The sequence below is a fragment of the Vaginella massiliensis genome, assembly GCF_900089075.1.
Classification (GTDB): Bacteria; Bacteroidota; Bacteroidia; order Flavobacteriales; family Weeksellaceae; genus Weeksella; species Weeksella massiliensis_A.
Genome location: NZ_LT593745.1, coordinates 137,863 through 153,084, shown reverse-complemented (window position 1 = coordinate 153,084; position 15,222 = coordinate 137,863). Strand labels below are relative to the sequence as shown.

At 39.7% G+C, this 15,222-nt stretch carries 14 protein-coding genes; 8 read left to right on the top strand and 6 right to left on the bottom strand.

What is annotated here, in order from left to right; translation table 11 throughout:
• Window positions 1-3: 3 nt before the first annotated feature.
• The 6 genes from argG (at window position 4) to carB (ending at window position 8,132) form a co-directional block, all read left to right on the top strand.
• Window positions 4-1,185 (top strand): argininosuccinate synthase, encoded by a 1,182-nt coding sequence (gene argG, locus BN8061_RS00685; RefSeq protein WP_068595327.1) that lies wholly within the window; start codon window positions 4-6, stop codon window positions 1,183-1,185.
• 73 nt (window positions 1,186-1,258) lie between these two features.
• Window positions 1,259-2,245 carry an N-acetyl-gamma-glutamyl-phosphate reductase gene (gene argC / locus BN8061_RS00680; protein ID WP_068595558.1) on the top strand — a complete coding sequence of 329 codons (987 nt, stop codon included), beginning with the start codon at window positions 1,259-1,261 and terminating at the stop codon, window positions 2,243-2,245.
• A gap of 39 nt (window positions 2,246-2,284) precedes the next feature.
• Window positions 2,285-2,641, top strand: coding sequence for a four helix bundle protein (locus tag BN8061_RS00675; protein WP_068595325.1), 357 nt, complete (start codon window positions 2,285-2,287; stop codon window positions 2,639-2,641).
• A 32-nt stretch (window positions 2,642-2,673) separates the two neighbouring features.
• The gene (locus BN8061_RS00670; RefSeq protein WP_068595323.1) at window positions 2,674-3,810 is read left to right on the top strand and encodes an aspartate aminotransferase family protein; all 1,137 of its coding nucleotides are present in this window, start codon (window positions 2,674-2,676) and stop codon (window positions 3,808-3,810) included.
• Window positions 3,803-4,891, top strand: a complete 1,089-nt coding sequence (gene carA, locus BN8061_RS00665; protein WP_068595322.1) for a glutamine-hydrolyzing carbamoyl-phosphate synthase small subunit — start codon at window positions 3,803-3,805, stop codon at window positions 4,889-4,891. Before BN8061_RS00670 ends, carA begins: the two co-directional genes overlap by 8 nt.
• Before the next feature lie 10 nt (window positions 4,892-4,901).
• Window positions 4,902-8,132 carry a carbamoyl-phosphate synthase (glutamine-hydrolyzing) large subunit gene (gene carB, locus BN8061_RS00660; protein WP_068595555.1) on the top strand — a complete coding sequence of 1,077 codons (3,231 nt, stop codon included), beginning with the start codon at window positions 4,902-4,904 and terminating at the stop codon, window positions 8,130-8,132.
• 56 nt (window positions 8,133-8,188) lie between these two features.
• On the opposite strand, the gene BN8061_RS00655 is transcribed toward carB, so the two are convergent.
• Window positions 8,189-8,761 (bottom strand): ankyrin repeat domain-containing protein, encoded by a 573-nt coding sequence (locus BN8061_RS00655; protein WP_094745816.1) that lies wholly within the window; start codon window positions 8,759-8,761, stop codon window positions 8,189-8,191.
• 542 nt (window positions 8,762-9,303) lie between these two features.
• Between BN8061_RS00655 and BN8061_RS00645 the strand changes: the two genes are divergently transcribed.
• A complete protein-coding gene (locus tag BN8061_RS00645) occupies window positions 9,304-9,837 on the top strand; it encodes a tetratricopeptide repeat protein (RefSeq protein WP_068595316.1) in 534 nt (177 codons plus the stop codon).
• Between the two features lie 45 nt (window positions 9,838-9,882).
• Here the strand turns inward: BN8061_RS00645 and BN8061_RS00640 are convergent, their stop codons facing one another.
• From BN8061_RS00640 to BN8061_RS00625, 4 genes are read right to left on the bottom strand one after another with little or no spacing between them, the layout of a single operon-like run.
• Entirely contained in the window at window positions 9,883-10,455 is a 573-nt protein-coding gene (locus BN8061_RS00640; RefSeq protein WP_068595313.1) for a hypothetical protein, read from the bottom strand.
• A gap of 13 nt (window positions 10,456-10,468) precedes the next feature.
• Window positions 10,469-11,179, bottom strand: coding sequence for a hypothetical protein (locus BN8061_RS00635; RefSeq protein ID WP_068595311.1), 711 nt, complete (start codon window positions 11,177-11,179; stop codon window positions 10,469-10,471).
• A 24-nt stretch (window positions 11,180-11,203) separates the two neighbouring features.
• On the bottom strand, window positions 11,204-11,926 hold the full coding sequence (locus BN8061_RS00630) for a tRNA threonylcarbamoyladenosine dehydratase (protein WP_068595309.1): 723 nt from the start codon (window positions 11,924-11,926) through the stop codon (window positions 11,204-11,206).
• A gap of 5 nt (window positions 11,927-11,931) precedes the next feature.
• The gene (locus BN8061_RS00625) at window positions 11,932-12,576 is read right to left on the bottom strand and encodes a TatD family hydrolase (RefSeq protein WP_094745810.1); all 645 of its coding nucleotides are present in this window, start codon (window positions 12,574-12,576) and stop codon (window positions 11,932-11,934) included.
• Window positions 12,577-12,675: 99 nt separating this feature from the next.
• Between BN8061_RS00625 and BN8061_RS00620 the strand changes: the two genes are divergently transcribed.
• On the top strand, window positions 12,676-14,082 hold the full coding sequence (locus BN8061_RS00620) for a DHA2 family efflux MFS transporter permease subunit (RefSeq protein ID WP_068595305.1): 1,407 nt from the start codon (window positions 12,676-12,678) through the stop codon (window positions 14,080-14,082).
• On the opposite strand, the gene BN8061_RS00615 is transcribed toward BN8061_RS00620, so the two are convergent.
• On the bottom strand, window positions 14,079-15,107 hold the full coding sequence (locus BN8061_RS00615; RefSeq protein ID WP_068595303.1) for an asparaginase: 1,029 nt from the start codon (window positions 15,105-15,107) through the stop codon (window positions 14,079-14,081). The two genes, BN8061_RS00620 and BN8061_RS00615, sit on opposite strands and share 4 nt — an antisense overlap.
• Window positions 15,108-15,222 lie beyond the last annotated feature (115 nt).

Genomic DNA, 15,222 nt, shown 5'->3' with positions numbered 1-15,222 from the left:
ACAATGAGCAACAAAGCGGTTTTAGCATACAGTGGAGGTTTGGACACATCGTACTGTTTGGTGAACTTAACAAAAGATCAAGGAATGGAGGTGCACACCGTAATTGTCAATACGGGCGGATTCTCTGAAAGTGAGTTGAAAGAAATCGAAACTCGCGCATACGAATTGGGCTCTTCTAAACACGTGACCATCGATATTACAGAAAAATATTTCACCGATTGTGTTCGCTATCTAATCTACGGAAATATCTTGAAAAACAACACTTACCCATTATCTGTAAGTGCCGAGCGTATGTTTCAATCCATTGCTATTGCTCAATATGCAAAAGAGGTAGAGGCAGAATATATTGTACACGGATCTACAGGCGCAGGTAACGACCAAATTCGGTTCGATGTTGCGTTTGCTGTCATCTCGCCCAACTCTAAAATCATCACACCGATACGAGACGAAAAATTATCTCGACAACAAGAGGTTGATTATTTACAGTCCAAAGGAGTGAATTATAGTTGGGAACAAGCCAAATATTCGATCAATAGAGGGATTTGGGGAACCTCGGTTGGTGGTGTAGAAACCCTAACTTCTAATGAGGCACTACCAGAAGAGGCGTATCCGACACCTTTATCGAAAACAGAACCAAGAGTCATCGAAGTTGTATTCGAAAAAGGAATTCCGGTAGCTTTAGATGGCGAAAAAATGTCTCCAATCGCTTTGATTCAAAAATTGAACGAAATCGGCGGAGAGTATGCCATCGGTCGCGACATCCATGTAGGCGATACCATTTTAGGAATCAAAGGACGAGTAGGTTTCGAAGCTCCGGCTGCCTATATTTTGATCAAAGCACATCATTTGTTAGAGAAACATACCTTAACAAGATGGCAACTTTTACACAAAGATTCGTTAGCAAATTGGTACGGAACTTTATTGCACGAGGCACAGTACCTAGACCCTGTGATGCGCGATATAGAAGTTTTCTTAGAATCGTCGCAAGAAAGAGTGACTGGTAAAGTGAGATTACAATTAAATCCTTACCACTTCTCGATGATCGGTATCGAGTCTCCTTACGATATGATGCAATCTAAAGTTGCGGTATATGGCGAAGAGAACGATGCTTGGGACTCGAGAGATGCAAGAGGATTTATCAAAATATTTGGTAATCAATTGAAGATTGTTCATAGTTTCGATTAATTGATTTGAATCCACTTTGTTCCAAAATCAGACTAGAAAAACATGCACAACAAACACACACAACAAACAACAAATGATAAATAAAATTAACGTAAGTATCGTAGGTGGAGCTGGTTACACGGCAGGCGAACTGCTTCGTGTTCTTATTCACCATCCGTATGTGAATATTACTTCTGTTTACAGTACTTCGAATGCAGGAAATCCTGTTTCACAAGTCCACGACGATTTATTGGGCGAAACCGATATCGTATTTTCAGATCAAATCGATGAGCATGCCGATGTCGTTTTTTTGTGTTTGGGTCACGGAAAATCAGCAGAATTTCTTGCAAATCATCACTATGCAGTGCATACAGTGGTGATCGACCTCAGCAACGATTTCCGCTTAGACGCCCATAAAAATTTCGAAGAAAGAACATTCGTCTATGGATTGCCAGAATTCAATCGTTCGGCTATTTTGGAGGCAAAAAATATTGCTAATCCGGGTTGTTTTGCAACGGCCATTCAGTTGGCATTATTACCTTTGGCTGCAAGCAAAGCAATTCATGCCGATATCCACATCAATGCGGTTACTGGTTCTACAGGCGCTGGTCAGTCGTTGTCGCCTTCTACACATTTCAGTTGGCGAAACAACAACGTCTCTTTTTACAAAGAATTTACGCATCAACACGAGGGCGAAATTTACCAAACGCTCCAAACATTACAACCCGATTTCAACAACAAAGTATATTTTTTACCCATGCGTGGCGATTTTACCCGGGGTATTTTGGCAGGTGTTTATCTGAAATCAGATTTATCAGCAGAAGAAGCAATTCAGCTTTACAAAGAATATTACAAAAACGAGCCTTTTACGATGGTATCAGATGCGCCAATTGCACTGAAACAAGTGGTAAATTCCAACAAATGTTTGATCCACATCCAAAAACAAGACGATGTTTTGTTGATAACGTCGATTATCGATAATTTAACCAAAGGCGCATCGGGGCAAGCCGTTCAGAATATGAACATCATCTTCGGATGGGATGAAAATCTAGGACTTAATTTAAAGACGGTAGCGTTTTAATAAGTTGTACGTTATAAGTAATAAGTTATACGTTTCAATATGCAAGATTATAAGAAATTAAAAGTTTGGGAATTAAGCCACGAATTAACATTAATGGTTTATAAACAATCTTCATCTTTTCCGAAAGATGAAATGTTTGGATTAACTTCTCAAATTAGAAGAGCTTCAAGCTCAATTCCTACTAATATTGCAGAAGGTTGTGGAAGATATTCTTCAAAAGAATTAACACAATTCTTAAATATCAGTTTAGGATCTGCCAACGAAACATCATACTTATTATTATTAGCTAAAGAATTGAATTACATAATAGCTGAAGAATTTGAAAGTTTAGAAAATAAAATCGAACAAATTAAAGCCATGTTAATTAATCTAATCAGTAAAATTAAAAACGTATAACCTACAACGTATCACATAAAACATAAACAAAAATGAAACTTTTCAACGTATATCCATTAATGAATGTAACTCCGGTCAAAGCCAAAGATTGTATTCTTTGGGATGAAAACGGACAAGAATATTTAGACCTGTACGGCGGTCACGCTGTGATTTCCATTGGGCATGCACACCCACATTATGTGCAAAAAATTACAGAACAGCTCAACAACATCAGCTTTTATTCCAACTCGGTTCATATCCCAATTCAGACCGAATTGGCAGAGAAATTAGGCAAGCTATCAGGATACGATGATTACACCCTGTTTTTGTGTAATTCTGGTGCAGAAGCCAACGAAAATGCTGCGAAATTAGCCTCTTTCCATACCGGAAAAGACCGCATCATTGCATTCAATGGAGCTTTCCACGGGCGTACATCGGGTTCGGTTGCGCTTACAGATAATCCAAAAATTGTTGCTCCGTTCAATGCGCATCACAAAGTATCTTTTGTAGACTACGACATCGATGCGATCAAAGAAATCATTGCGCACGGTGATGTTGCAGCCGTTATTTACGAACCAATTCAAGGTGTTGGCGGAATCGTTTTACCTTCAGACAAATTCGTTCAAGAATTGCGAACCGTTTGTACAGAAAACGACGTGGTTTTGATTGCCGATGAAGTACAATGTGGTTACGGACGTTCGGGGAAATTCTTCGCTCATCAACATTCCAATATCAAAGCCGATTTGATTACGATAGCAAAAGGAATGGGCAACGGTTTCCCAATTGGTGGGGTGCTGATCTCTCCCGAATTCGAAGCCTCTTACGGGTTATTGGGGACAACTTTCGGAGGAAATCACTTGGCTTGCGCGGCTGCAGTTACAGTTTTGGACGTGATGGAGCAAGAAAGTTTAATCGATAATGCAAAAGAAATTGGAGAATATATTGGCATTCAATTGAATAAATTCCCGAAAATTCGAGAAATTCGTGGACGTGGTTCGATGATCGGAATCGAATTTGAGTTTCCCATTGCAACGTTGAAAAATAACTTATTAGAAAAACACCATATTTTTGTAGGATATGCCGGGACAAACGTCATCAGATTGCTTCCGCCTCTTACGATTACAAAACAATACGTAGATAAATTCATATCAGCTTTAGAAACCGAAATTAACATTATCATCAATGGATAAAACAATAAAATTAGTATTCCAAGACGGATTAGAGATCGAAGGTAAACCTTTCGGTGCTTATACTTCTACCGCAGGAGAAGTGGTATTCAACACCGCAATGGTTGGATACAATGAGAGTTTGACAGACCCTTCTTACAAAGGGCAAATTTTGGTCATGACAGCTCCAATGATCGGAAACTATGGTGTTCCTGATGATAAAGCAATGATCGATTCGGTGGAAGAGTGGATGGAGTCGAACCAAATTCAGGTGAAAGGTTTGGTGATTTCGTACTATGCGGATGATTATTCACACTGGAATGCGGTTCAAAAATTGGGCGCTTGGTTGAAGAGCCAAAACATCCCAGGAGTTTACGGAGTAGACACGCGTATGATTGCCAAAAAATTGCGTGAGCAAGGATCTACTTTAGGAAAAATCGTTGCCGATACAGACGTCGATTTTTACAATCCAAATTTAGATAACTTGGTCGCTCAAGTCTCTTGTAAAGAAGTGATTCGCTACAACGAAGGCGCTGATATCAGAATTGTTTTGGTCGATTGTGGCGTAAAAAACAATATCATCCGCTGCCTTGTTTCTCGTGGCGTAGAAGTAATTCGAGTGCCTTGGGACTATAATTACGAAACCTTGGATTACGACGGATTGTTCATTTCGAACGGGCCCGGCGATCCAGCCTTGTGCGTGCCAACGATCAATCACATCGGCGAATCACTAAAAGGCGATAAACCAATTTTTGGAATTTGTTTAGGAAATCAGTTGGTGAGTTTGGCAGCCGGCGCGTCGACTTATAAGTTGAAATACGGTCACCGTTCTCATAACCAACCCGTACAATTGGTTGGAACCAAAAGATGTTTCATCACCTCTCAAAATCACGGTTATGCCGTAGACGATTCAAAATTACCTGAAGGATTTACCACCTTTTTTACCAATCTAAACGATGGCACTTGCGAAGGTATCCGTCACGAATCGAAACCAATCTTTACGGTTCAGTTTCACCCCGAAGCCATGGGAGGCTCAATAGATACAGAGTATTTATTTGATGAATTCATCGAAGAAGTAAAAAAATATAAAAGTGCTAACGCATAATCAGATCAAGATGTTAAAAAAAGATATTAAAAAAGTATTAGTATTAGGATCAGGAGCATTGAAAATTGGTCAAGCAGGTGAGTTTGATTATTCTGGTTCTCAAGCGTTAAAAGCCCTAAAAGAAGAAGGAATCAAAACCGTTTTGATCAATCCAAATATTGCCACCGTTCAAACTTCAGAAGGTATTGCAGACGAAGTTTATTTCTTACCCGTAACGCCATATTTTGTAGAGGAAGTGATCAAGAAAGAAAAACCAGACGGTGTTTTGGTTGCTTTTGGAGGTCAAACAGCCCTGAATTGTGCGGTTGAATTGAACAAAGAAAACATCTTCGAAAAATACGGTGTCCAAGTTCTGGGCACACAAATCCCAGTTATCGAGGCAACAGAAGATCGTGATATCTTCATCGAAAAATTGGATCAAATCGGTGTTTTCACCGCCCGATCAGAAGCAGTAGAAACAATTGAAGACGCGATGGAAGCTGGTAAGCGAATTGGTTTTCCATTGATCATTCGAGCAGCTTACGCTTTAGGAGGTTTAGGCTCTGGTTTTGCCAACAACGAAGAAGAATTGTTAGAACTCGTTGAAAAAGCTTTCAACTACTCTTCTCAAGTTTTGGTGGAAGAATCTTTGAAAGGTTGGAAAGAAATTGAGTATGAAGTCGTACGAGACGCATACGATAACTGTATCACCGTTTGTAACATGGAGAACTTCGATCCAATTGGTGTACATACTGGTGAATCTATCGTTGTCGCTCCATCGCAAACTTTGACCAACTCAGAATATCACAAATTACGCGAAGTGGCAATTCGCACCATTCGTCACCTTGGTGTGGTAGGAGAATGTAACATTCAGTATGCATTCGATCCGACTTCAGAAGAATACCGCGTGATTGAGGTAAATGCTCGTTTGTCTCGGTCTTCTGCCTTAGCTTCCAAAGCCACGGGTTATCCATTAGCCTTTGTAGCGGCAAAATTAGCTCTAGGCTACTCGTTGTTCGAATTAAAAAACAGTGTAACGCAAACCACATCGGCAATGTTCGAGCCTGCTTTAGACTATTGCGTGGTCAAATTACCTCGATGGGATTTGAACAAATTCTACGGTGTTCGCCGAAATATTGGTTCTGCCATGAAATCGGTGGGCGAGGTGATGGCAATTGGGCGATCTTTTGAAGAGGCAATTCAGAAAGGAATTCGAATGTTAGACATCGGCTATAGAGGTTTTGTTGCCAACTCATTCACAATTCCAGAAGGAGAATCGTTGGACACTTGGTTGTCAGAGCCAAATGACGAGCGTTTGTACGCCATTACAGAAGCCTTCAAAGCTGGATATTCTATCGAAAAAATTCACGATTTAACGAAAATCGACTTGTGGTTTTTGCAACGTTTAGAGAAAATTTTTCACATTTCGAAAGAGTTTGAAGCCTTGGAGCGCTTCGAGCAAGTGGAGGCAGATTTAGTAAAAAAAGCAAAATTAGCTGGTTTTTCTGATCAACAAATCGCAGTTTTGGTAAAAGGAAATACCAATGTTCATCGTAATGAATTAACGGTTCGTGAATTGCGTAAAAACTTCGGAATAGTTCCAGTAATCAAGCAAATAGACACCTTAGCTGCCGAATTTCCTGCACAAACCAATTACCTGTACGTCACTTACCACGGAACTGAAAACGACATTGCCACCGAAACCGAAAAATCTGTATGTGTCTTAGGCTCTGGAGTTTACCGCATTGGTTCGTCGGTTGAGTTCGACTGGTGTTCTGTAAATGCAGCACAGACCGCAGCCAAAAACGGATACAAAACAATTATCATCAACTACAATCCAGAAACCGTTTCGACCGATTATGACGAGTCGGATCGCTTGTATTTCGAAGAATTATCGTTCGAACGGGTGATGGATATTTTGGATTTTGAACAACCTGATGGGACGATCATCTCTACAGGAGGACAAATTCCGAACAACTTGGCGATGAAATTATACGATGAAAAAATCAATATTTTAGGAACTTCTCCTTTGCGTATTGATGATGCAGAAAATCGACACAAATTTTCTGAAATCTTAGATGAATTAGGAATCGATCAACCTCGTTGGAAAGAGCTGTCTTCATTAGAAGCCATTCACAACTTTGTAGAAGAAGTTGGTTTCCCAGTATTGATTCGCCCTTCTTATGTCCTTTCGGGTGCAGCGATGAACGTGGTAGCCAACACAGAAGAATTGGAAGCATTCTTGAAGTTGGCAAAAGAGGTTTCGCCAGATTATCCTGTTGTAGTTTCCGAATTTGTTCAAGGTGCAAAAGAAATCGAATTAGACGCTGTTTGTAAAAATGGTGAGATCATCGACTACGCCATTTCGGAGCATGTAGAGTTTGCCGGAGTTCATTCTGGTGACGCGACCATGTATTATCCGCCTCAGAAAGTGTATATCGAAACCATACGCCAAATGCGTAAAGTGGCAGCGAAAATTGCAAAACGTTTCGAAGTTTCTGGCCCAATGAATCTTCAATTTTTGTCTAAAAACAACACAGTTCGGGTTATCGAAACCAATATTCGCGCTTCTCGTTCATTTCCTTTCGTATCGAAAGTGTCGGGCAATAATTTAATCGAAAAAGCAACCAAAGTTTTGTTGGGATTAGAGGTGGAAAAAGGTCATCCAGAAGTGGTATACGATTTAGATTACGTTGGGGTGAAAGCCTCTCAGTTCTCTTTTACGCGTTTGGCAGGAGCAGACCCAGTTTTGTCGGTAGACATGTCGTCTACGGGTGAGGTTGGATGTATTGGCGATACTGCAGAAGAAGCCTTGTTGAAGTCGATGCTCTCGGTTGGTTACGAAATTCCTGAAAAAACAGTGCTGATCTCTGGCGGACCAATTGAATCGAAAGTTGCTTTGTTGGAGCCAGCAAAACAATTGATCGAGAAAGGTTATATAATTTACGCGACAGAAGGGACACACCGATTCTTTACCGAAAACGACGTGTACTCGACTTTGGTTTACTGGCCTTCGGATAAAAAAGAACCGAACGTTATCTCGTATTTGCACGACAAGAAAATCGATATGGTGGTCAATATTCCGAAAAACCTGACCAAGGCAGAGTTGGACAACGATTACCAAATTCGTCGTACAGCAGTAGATTTCAACATTCCGTTGGTTACAAATGCGCGTTTAGCTTCGGCTTATATCAATGCTTTTTGTAGCTTGAATGTAGAAGATCTGAAAATCAAGTCTTGGAAAGAGTATCTGAATAAATAATTCGCTTTTTATAAGCAATCGTACAAAAGAAGGAGTTTCAAAGGCTCCTTCTTTTTTTATTGTAACAATGCGGTCACAGCTTCAAATTTTCTAGTTTTTGCATGTTGCAAAGCTGTAATGCCATCCAGGTCAGGAATGTTTTTATCGGCTCCTGCATCCAACAATAGTTTTATAATTTCTTGCTGTTTTGGTCCACCATCAGACAATAGCACAGCTTCCATCAGGGCCGTCCAACCCAATCGATTTACATGATTGATGGGGAAATCTGGAACTTCGATCAATAATTTTACGGTTTCTAGATGACCTTTCTCTGCAGCAGGAATCAATGCAGTTCCCCCATAACGATTCAGAACATAAAAATTGGCACCATGATCGAGGTATAATTTTACCAAATTGGTATAGCCATTTGCACCAGCATACAAAAATGGAGAATCTTGTATAATGTTTTGCGCATTGACATCGGCGCCCGCCTTGACCAGTAATTCGGCTACGGTAAAATCATCTGCAAAGGTCGCATAATGCAAAGGCGTATTGCCGTCGACGTCTTTATCGTTTACGGGTTTACCATCGGCAATCCAAGTTTTTATATGCGCAATATTTCGGTGTTTTACCGCTTCGAAAAGATTCATTTGTACAATTTTTTGTTCAGTTCGTGCATTGAGATTCGATGAATCTGTGCGACAACTGATGAGGAAACAAAAACTAAAAAATATCCAGGCTGCTTTCATAGTATTTGAAGATAGGTATAATTAGAGTAGATAGCTCACAATCAATTGAAATTTAAACGAAACATTAAGTATTTTGATCGATTTTTAACAATGGATTAGTAAATAATCGTGTTAAAACGCTCAACTTCATGTACTCAAAATTTATTTAAAAACAAACTTTTTCATGGTCGATTCTCGTTTCGAAAATGTTTTATTTTATCCATTCGGATGCAATGCAAGGGTGTGTAAAGGTTAGGTTTCTCGAGGGAATTGAAGTTTTAGTAAAAAAATGTCGTATATTTGCAAGAACTATTAAGACAAAGCCGATTATGATGTTCAGAAAATTCATTTATCACTACACAATTTCCAATTTCGGAAATGGCTTTGATGAGGCGCTTTTGTAAGGTGAATCATATTTTGTTTCAAAAGATTACCCAGTTTTATTATCATTCAACACTGATTTTATGAATTCAAATAATCGAAAATATTATTTTCAAGCATTGGATAATTTTCCATACAATATGGAAGAAACCATCGAAGCACTCAATTTCGCACTCTCTTACGATGAGAAAGACAGTGATTGCTTGGTGCTGATGGGGAAAGTATATGCAGAGGTGATGGAAGATTACGAGACTGCAAAAGAATACTTTCAGCTTGCGATGGATTATAACCTGAACAATGTGAAAATCTATGCGCCCTATGCCGAATGTCTGATTTTGAACGAAGATTTCGAAGAGGCCGAAAAACTTATCGATTTTGCGATGAGCATCAAAGGTGTTGATAAGGCTGGCGTTTGGCTGAATAAGGCTAAGCTTGCCGATATTCGCGATCAAAGCAAACGACTGATCAATCGTTATATAAAAGAAGCCAAATTATTTGCAAAAGTCAACGATCAGCTCGAGGCAGTAGAAAACTACGAATCGTTTATCGACCGAAAATATCCACGGTCGATGCCAGCAAAAAAGAAAATGGTAGCGAAAAAGAAACCCACCAATTAAGGTAGGTTTTTACTCGATTACAAACCTAGCTGATCGATACTATTTTCAGAAAAATTGATACCCAAAGGTCAATCCCAAACTTGGGGCAACGGCATTTTCTTTTGTATTCTGGTCGTGCATATATCCTAAACCTACATGGGTATTGAAATAGAATTTACCCGAAATGGTACGTTGAATTCCCCAATGAATAGCTGTAAACAAAACTTGGTTAAATACGTCATCATGCTTATCGCCAAAAGAATATTTGGCTTGCAGCGCTACAAAATTTCCAGCGTTGTTGCGCAACGATTTACCTTTGGCAATTCTGTTTTCTTTGTTGTACATCCACGCGATATTGGCTTTGAGAAATGGAATAGGTGACTGGAAACTCCAAACATAGTGCACAGCGTCGTCTACATAATAACCAGCCCCAAAACCAGCTCCTCCTTTGAAAATGAATTGATATGCAAAAGGCACTTCATACTTCAATTCCAAACCTTGCAGACCAGCATGAGCACTCCCAAACGAAGTGTACTCGGTTTCTTGTGCGTTTGTTACCGCAAATCCTAATAAGAAAAGATTTAAAAAATTAATAAATGTTATTTTCTTTTTTGGTAAAAACAATTTATCAAGAATCATGATTTTTAATAAGTTACAAAGTATCCAAAAAATTACTGATTTCGAGTTTTCCACGTTCGTCCATTTTAGTTCTGAATTCTTCGAACATGACATCTCGTTCTTTTTTGTCGATGTTGACCAAAGTTTCTTTTGCACTTTCCAAGAAAACCGAAAGACTATTCAAACCTCTTTGATTCAAAGTTTTTTCATCACTCGATTCGACTTGTTCGTACACTTGTCTCAATAGGTTGAATTTTTCGTAAGACAATTCGTAAGCCTCATTTTGTTGCAAAGCCAAAAGATAATGAAAAATCAACTGCACCGAAGGCATGTTTTTGGCGGTTCCATGATCTGCATAGATTTGCAAAGCTTGTGCAAAAAGCGCTTCGCTGCGTTCGTAGTTTTCATTTATTGCGGCAGCGATTACTGCATTGAACCAATCGTCAGAATTCTGGCTGTTGCGTGTCAATTCAAAAAAAGCCTCATCCGATTTGGCTCGGTCTTGTTTGGCATAATGGCACAGGGCGATGAGTTTTTTTGCATCGTACAAATCTTTGTCGTTGGTGGCTGTTTTTTCTAATTCTTCTGCAATTTTCAGACACAAATCGTATAGTTGTTGATCGAACAAGTCTACAGCAGAATTCAAAATACTCTTGGTCGCCCGTTTTTCGATGACCTGATTGTAAGCCTTATATTGAGCCCGAAGCTTATCTTCGAACGTCTGATAGTCGTAATTAATATTCATGCGTGCAAGATAAAAATTATTCGATTAATTTTCTTTATTTAATAAATGTCGAATCACTGTTTCTGCCGAATGCAGTCCAAACAAGGCTGGTATCCAGCTGTTGGTTCCGTAAAAAGACTTTTTGAAGTTGGTTCCATCGGTCAGCTTCAAGCTCGTAGCATCGGGAACTTCGGTAGAAAAAACGGCTTTTACACCTTTCGATATTCCCATGGTTTTCAGTCTTTTTCTGATGTTTTTTGCCAGAGGGCAAACATCGGTTTTGCTTATGTCGCGTACCTGAATTTTACTTGCCAACATTTTTCCGCCCGCTCCCATATTGCTGATTACACGAAGTTTCTTGTTTTTGGCAGCGCGTATCAAATTCAATTTCGGGGTGATGCTATCGATGCAATCCATCACATAGTCAAAGTCTTCGGTCACCACTTCGTGCATACGCTCTGGGGTCAAAAATTCTCGTATCACCGTCAGTTCCAGTTCTGGGTTGATGTCCTGCAGACGACCAGCCACAACATCTACTTTGTATTGTCCAACGGTAGAGTGTAAGGCAGGCAATTGCCTGTTGATGTTGGTAATGTCTACGGTATCACCATCGACAATGGTTATTTTTCCTACTCCGGCACGCACCACAAATTCTGCCGCAAAAGAACCCACACCGCCCATGCCAACAACGAGAATATTAGCATTTTTCAGTCTCTCAATTCCTTCTGGCTTGAATAATAATTCTGCACGTTCTTGCCAAACTGCCATAAATGTTAAAATTTTATTTTCAATACGTTTTCTACATTTCGTTGGATGATTTCTTGCAATCGTTCGACCGAGATTTTACGAATATCTGCGGCTGTTTGGTAAATTTCGTCAATTGAAATTTGGGCATCATCTGTCTCCAAGAACAATTCATCTTCCGTAAGGTTTGCAAATATAGTTTGTAGGTTTTGTTTTTTGAGCAGATGAATTCCAAAACTTACATGATTTTTTTGTTTTAGAATTTGCTCAAGCAACACTTCGTTTTTGGTATAACCATGAAAAAAAAACGGAAGATGGTATTTCATTTCTCGCTGTATATTCAAGATTTCTTGATGGGCCCTTACCGAATGGATGATTACCGGTTTTTGATAGGTTTTGTTGAGGTCTAATTGCGTTTTGAAGACTTCTGTTTGCCAAGCTAAATCGGTTTCGATTGCTTTGTCCAATCCGCATTCACCCAAAGCCAAACAAGCCGATTGTTGAAGCTTTTGGTCTAAAAATTCTAGTTCGTTATTCCACGCAGGGGTGATTTTCCAAGGGTGGATGCCAGCTGAAAAATAGTTGCCCAAACTTTCTTGTTGAGGAAAAACATTGACGATAGAGATGCCATTTGTATTATTTTGCGGATGATGCGTGTGTAAATCGATATACATGATAAATAATTAGGCTAAAGTTAAACCAAAATTCAATCAACCCGAAAAATCTATAGGCAATATTCTGGTTTAGGAATAAAAATTGCTGCTTCGAACGCTATGCTCAACCATACCGAAGTTACTCACCGTCATCGCAAACTTTTACCTTGGGTTGCTGCTTTGGGTATTTTTATGCAGACCTTAGACGGCACCATACTCAATACTTCTTTGCCTACGATTGCCAGAGAAATTGGGAAATCGCCAATCGAAATGCAATCGGTGATTGTGTCGTATATGTTGACCTCGGCACTCCCCATTCCGTTGAGTGGTTGGTTGTCTGATCGGTTCGGGAGCAAGCGAGTTTTCCGTATTGCGGTCATTCTGTTTACCTTAGGTTCTCTTCTTTGCGCCATGTCCAATTCACTGTCGGGTCTTGTGCTTTCTAGAATTGTGCAAGCAATCGGCGGCTCGATGATGGTGCCTGTTGCCCGATTGGCAATTCTCTATGCTTTTCCCAAGAAAGAGTTGCTCAAGGTCATCAACTTTATTACGATTCCGGGTTTGATAGGGCCTTTGCTCGGTCCTACATTGGGCGGAGTTTTTGTAGAAACCTTATCGTGGCATTGGATATTTCTGGTCAATATACCAGTCGGATTGGTGGTGTTTATCTTGAGCGGTTACGGAATTCCGAATTTCACCAAACCCGTTTTTCGTTTCGATAGCATTGGCTTGGTGTTGTTGGGTAGTGCAATGGTGTTGATAACTTTGGTGTTCGAATTAGGACCCAATCAGCTCATTTCGTACAAGATTTTGGCTTTGATTTTATTAGCAGCCATGCTGGTGGGAATGCTTTATGTACGGCATGCGAAACGCAAACAACATCCGCTGATTGATCTGAATTTATTCAAAATTAGAACCTTAAGTGTAAGTTTACTCGGGAATATTTTTACCCGAATGGGAATTGGTGGAATACCTTTGCTCATCCCACTGATGTTGCAAGTGGGATACGGCTATTCTGCGACTATCGCCGGAATGATGATGATTCCTTCGGCATTGGCAAACCTCACGGCAAAATCTTTAGTTGTCCCGATTGTGAATCGGTTGGGGTACAAAAAAACGCTGATTTCCAACACCTTGATTTTAGGAGTGATTTTCTTTGGTTTCTTTATTTTGAAATCCGAAGCTCCGATTTATCATATTATCCCATTGATGGTGATTCAAGGTTTTTTCAGTAGCATACAATTTACTGCGATGAATACTCTTACTCTTGCCGATTTGGATGACGAAACATCGTCTGAAGGAAATGCATTGTTGGCCCTCACGCAACAGATGTCGATGAGTTTGGGAGTTTCAGTAGCTTCGTTTATATTGATTCTCTTTCAGAATGTAGAGGCTTATTCCAAAATTCCTGCAATTACGTTTCGTTACACGTTTTTGGTTTTAGGAATCATCACGCTACTTTCGACGCTTATCTTTTTACAACTCAAAGCCACAGATGGCAACAACATGTCGGGTAAGTCGGTTTAAGGCGTACTCATTTCTCCTTTCAACGAGGTTTCGTATTGTGTTTTGAATTCTGCGTGCGTTAAATTTTGTCCCAATAAATAAATAGCCTTGGTAATCGCGGCTTCCATGGTGAGGTCGAAACTGCTAATAACTCCGATTTTGGCAAGCGGCGTACTGGTGCTGTAACGTCCAATTTCGACCATGCCACCTGCACATTGGGTGTTGATGATGAGGTGAATTCCTTCTTTTGCTTTTTGTTGCAAAATGTCTATAAACCACTGATCGGTAAAGATATTTCCGGTTCCGTAGGCTTCTATAATAAAGGCTTTGATATTGGGTGAATGCAGTAAATTTTCAACAAAGGTTTGAGGAATTCCTGGGAAAATTTTGAGTACCCCGACCGAAGAATCCAATTGTTTGTTGATGCGAAAATCTCCAGTTTTTTGATAATTGAACAGAATTTTTTCTTTCACATCGAGGTGAACACCACTTATTCCGATAGAAGGAAAGTTTGGCGATTCGAATGCGTCGAAATTCTCTGCGTTGATTTTGGTCGTGCGATTGGCTCTGAATAATTTGTATTCGAAATAGATGCAAACTTCTTGTATCATGGGCTTGCCCTCTTTCTGTAAAGATGCCAGCAAAATAGAGGTGATGAGGTTTTCTTTTGCATCGGTTCGCAACTCGCCAATGGGCAATTGTGATCCCGTGAAAATGATCGGCTTTTCGAGATTTTCTGTCATGAAACTCAGCGCAGATGCAGTATACGACATGGTGTCGGTACCATGTAAAATTACAAAACCATCAAATTCGTGGTATTTGGTTTCTAATACTTCGGCGATCTGTAACCAAATTTCTGGTCGCATATTCGACGAGTCGATTGGTTCTTCGAAACTAAAATAATCAAAATCACAATCGATGAGCGATATTTCGGGTAAACGTTTGATGAGGTTGTCGAAATCGAACGGAATTAAAGATTGCGAATGGTAATCCATCGCCATTCCAATCGTACCACCAGTGTAAATAATTAGAATCTTAGGTCTCATCTGAATGCAATTTTCATCCAAAATTATAATTTTTAAAATAGATTTTACACGCTTTGTTCCAAGAATATTTATTAGACAGAAGAAAATGTCTAACTTCGTGTAAAAGAATTTGAAA

Coding starts and splice junctions, on each gene's coding strand:
- argG (WP_068595327.1), top strand. CDS start 4: ATGAGCAACAAAGCGGTTTTAGCATACAGTGGAGGTTTGGACACATCG.
- argC (WP_068595558.1), top strand. CDS start 1,259: ATGATAAATAAAATTAACGTAAGTATCGTAGGTGGAGCTGGTTACACG.
- BN8061_RS00675 (WP_068595325.1), top strand. CDS start 2,285: ATGCAAGATTATAAGAAATTAAAAGTTTGGGAATTAAGCCACGAATTA.
- BN8061_RS00670 (WP_068595323.1), top strand. CDS start 2,674: ATGAAACTTTTCAACGTATATCCATTAATGAATGTAACTCCGGTCAAA.
- carA (WP_068595322.1), top strand. CDS start 3,803: ATGGATAAAACAATAAAATTAGTATTCCAAGACGGATTAGAGATCGAA.
- carB (WP_068595555.1), top strand. CDS start 4,902: ATGTTAAAAAAAGATATTAAAAAAGTATTAGTATTAGGATCAGGAGCA.
- BN8061_RS00655 (WP_094745816.1), bottom strand. CDS start 8,761: ATGAATCTTTTCGAAGCGGTAAAACACCGAAATATTGCGCATATAAAA.
- BN8061_RS00645 (WP_068595316.1), top strand. CDS start 9,304: ATGAATTCAAATAATCGAAAATATTATTTTCAAGCATTGGATAATTTT.
- BN8061_RS00640 (WP_068595313.1), bottom strand. CDS start 10,455: ATGATTCTTGATAAATTGTTTTTACCAAAAAAGAAAATAACATTTATT.
- BN8061_RS00635 (WP_068595311.1), bottom strand. CDS start 11,179: ATGAATATTAATTACGACTATCAGACGTTCGAAGATAAGCTTCGGGCT.
- BN8061_RS00630 (WP_068595309.1), bottom strand. CDS start 11,926: ATGGCAGTTTGGCAAGAACGTGCAGAATTATTATTCAAGCCAGAAGGA.
- BN8061_RS00625 (WP_094745810.1), bottom strand. CDS start 12,576: ATGTATATCGATTTACACACGCATCATCCGCAAAATAATACAAATGGC.
- BN8061_RS00620 (WP_068595305.1), top strand. CDS start 12,676: ATGCTCAACCATACCGAAGTTACTCACCGTCATCGCAAACTTTTACCT.
- BN8061_RS00615 (WP_068595303.1), bottom strand. CDS start 15,107: ATGAGACCTAAGATTCTAATTATTTACACTGGTGGTACGATTGGAATG.